This window comes from Robinsoniella sp. RHS (assembly GCF_001029355.1).
Taxonomy (GTDB): domain Bacteria; phylum Bacillota; class Clostridia; order Lachnospirales; family Lachnospiraceae; genus Robinsoniella; species Robinsoniella peoriensis.
This window is the reverse complement of sequence record NZ_JNGB01000227.1, coordinates 1-2,603: the sequence shown is the minus strand read 5'-3', so window position 1 is coordinate 2,603 and position 2,603 is coordinate 1. Positions and strand designations below refer to the sequence as shown.

Here is a 2,603-nt window from a genome sequence, read left to right as displayed (position 1 = left end):
AGGAAAAGATCTCATATTTATAATTCATCTTTGGCGTATAAATCCAGAAATAATGGCTTTTTTCAAACACTTCTTCTTCACGAAACTGCTTCAGCGTTCCAAACATGGATCCATTTTTCATATTGTGCCCATAGATAATCGTATTTTGATCCTTAAGGTTTGGATTATTCAGATAATCCATGAAAATAGAGCCAGCAAAATTATCTTCCTTCTTAAATGTCCGGTGCAGATAGTAGTCATTATCTGTTCCACGTACCATTGGATAGCTGATATCAAGTGCTTCTACATTTATCCAGCCGATTACATCTTTATTAATCGCTTTTAGACCGGCGAAATCAACGGGACTTTCCATATAACGTTCTGTTTCACCCTGCTCATTGGTTTCAACCCTGACATCTGATCCTTCAGACTCACTGCCAGTACTACCGGATATATTGGCAAACCCTTCCAGGGAAGAATACTCATCAGTTCCTGCTTTATACTCAAGATATATTGTCAAAAGACGAAAGCCGGAATATACAAATACTCCAATTGCGATCAGCAATGCAATAATCCGGAACACATCTCCCGCTGTCCGTTTTCTCTTTTTCGGTCTTCTATCTCTGTTTTCTGTCATATATTTTTTGTTCCTGCCTTCCCGCGCACACGGCGTCTCTTTGCCATTCGATCACGGTAAACCGGCAGATGCACAATAAACGTTGTATAATGCGCATCACTGAATGCCTCTATGGTGCCGCCATGCAATTCTACAATTTCCTTTGCAATGGACAGCCCAAGCCCCGCTCCGCCTGTCTGGCTGGAACGTGCATTGTCTACCCGGTAAAATTTTTCAAAGATGGACTTTAACTTCTGAGGCGGAATCTGGGGACCCTGATTCCGAAAGTTAATGATAATGTTTTCATTCTGGAGAAATGCTTCTATATTAATATCCGTACGGGGATAACTATATGCGATAGCATTTCTTAAAAGATTATCAAATACTCTTGCCAGTTTGTCCGGATCCCCGTCCACTACCAGCTCTTCATCCGTCCTGATAGAACAAGTTAAATCCTTATCCGCTAATACGCCATAACTTTCATCTGCAAGCTGCTCTAACATCATAGACAAATTCAATTTTTCCTTCTCCAGGACTATGTCCTGCAGGTTAAAGCGTGTAATTTCAAAAAACTCGCTGATTAATTCACCCAGCCTTGTAGCCTTTTCAAGTGTGATATGCGTATATTTTAAACGCTCCTCTTCCGGCATGTTCGGCTGTTCATCCAGCATTGTTAAATATGCAATAATGGAGGTCAGCGGCGTTTTCAGATCATGGGCAAGATATACCACAAGGTCGTTCTTACGCTGTTCACTTTCAATTGCCGCATACTCTCTTTTTTTCAAAGTCATTTTCAAAGTGTTAAGTTTCTCCGAGATCGGGCCCAGTTCCGGAACCAGATTAATCGGCGCATCTTCATCAGTCAGAATCATATCGATTTCCCTGCCGATATCATCCATATAACCGGTAAGTTTAGAAACCGCCATATAGAAGAACACAAGAAATAAAATGATAAAGCCCGTAGTCAGAAAAATTTCTTTATTATCCATAAAGATTTTCCCATACATTTCATTGGCTGTATCATAATCCATATTGAATTTCATCATGAAGCTGATAAACAGGCTGGCAAAGCTGCTTTGAAATACCCCGTCTATCAGGAATTTCACAATCACAATTCCAACCACTAAAGCCAGGGCAGCAACCAGGACTGCCCTCAGCAATATTGTTCTCTTTAGTTTGCCATAATTATTTTTCAACTTTATAACCAACTCCCCAAACGGTTTTTATAAATTCCGTCTTGCCGGTAGGTCCGCTCATTTTCTCACGCAAATGACGAATATGAACCATTACGGTATTATTACTGTTCTTGTAATACTTTTCTTTCCAGACCTGCTCAAAAAGCTGTTCCGAACTAATTACCTGTCCTCTGTTTTCGCATAAAATCCAAAGAATATCAAATTCGATCGGCGTGAGTGTCAGCTCCCGTTCATTATAAGTACATTCATGGGTGCTTCTGTTAAGCACTAATCCAGCAAAATCAATAATGTCTTCCTGGGACTTGCTTCCCTCATTATACTTGGTAAACCGGCGAAGCTGCGCTTTTACTCTTGCAATTAACTCCAGCGGATTAAACGGCTTTGCAATATAATCATCTGCACCTAACGTAAGCCCGTTGATTTTATCCATATATTCCGTCTTGGCTGTCAGCATGATAACCGGAAACGTATGCTCTTCCCTTATTCTCTGCAAAATTGTAAATCCATCTATATCCGGAAGCATGACATCTAAAAGTGCCATATCCAGCTTTTCATTTTTAATACATTCCAGCGCATCAGTCCCATTATAACATTTTACAACATCATAATTTTCATTTTTCAGATATAGCTCCACTACATCTGCAATCTCCCTTTCGTCATCGACGATTAATATCTTACTCCCCATCTATATTCCTCCTATAAGTCGCAGTTACCTACTGTTCTTGGGAACGGAACTACGTCACGGATATTTGACATTCCAGTCAGGTACATTACGCAGCGTTCAAATCCAAGTCCGAATCCTGCATGTCTTG

4 protein-coding genes are annotated in these 2,603 nt (G+C 40.3%); all 4 read right to left on the bottom strand.

Annotated features, from left to right (window positions below):
- Positions 1–616 (bottom strand): class B sortase (gene srtB / locus RHS_RS28960; RefSeq protein ID WP_395023650.1); only part of this gene is annotated, 616 nt, incomplete at its 3' end.
- The gene (locus RHS_RS28955; protein ID WP_044289560.1) at positions 613–1,791 is read right to left on the bottom strand and encodes a cell wall metabolism sensor histidine kinase WalK; all 1,179 of its coding nucleotides are present in this window, start codon (positions 1,789–1,791) and stop codon (positions 613–615) included. The genes RHS_RS28955 and srtB, both read right to left, overlap by 4 nt.
- Positions 1,781–2,476 (bottom strand): VanR-ABDEGLN family response regulator transcription factor, encoded by a 696-nt coding sequence (gene vanR / locus RHS_RS28950; RefSeq protein WP_027295283.1) that lies wholly within the window; start codon positions 2,474–2,476, stop codon positions 1,781–1,783. The genes RHS_RS28955 and vanR overlap by 11 nt, the downstream gene beginning before the upstream one ends.
- 11 nt (positions 2,477–2,487) lie before the next feature.
- Positions 2,488–2,603, bottom strand: a 116-nt coding sequence (locus tag RHS_RS32315; protein ID WP_395023651.1) for an amino acid--tRNA ligase-related protein, incomplete at its 5' end; no start/stop codon positions are given.

Excerpts from the sequence above, each read along its gene's own strand:
- vanR (WP_027295283.1), bottom strand. The coding sequence starts at position 2,476 with ATGGGGAGTAAGATATTAATCGTCGATGACGAAAGGGAGATTGCAGAT.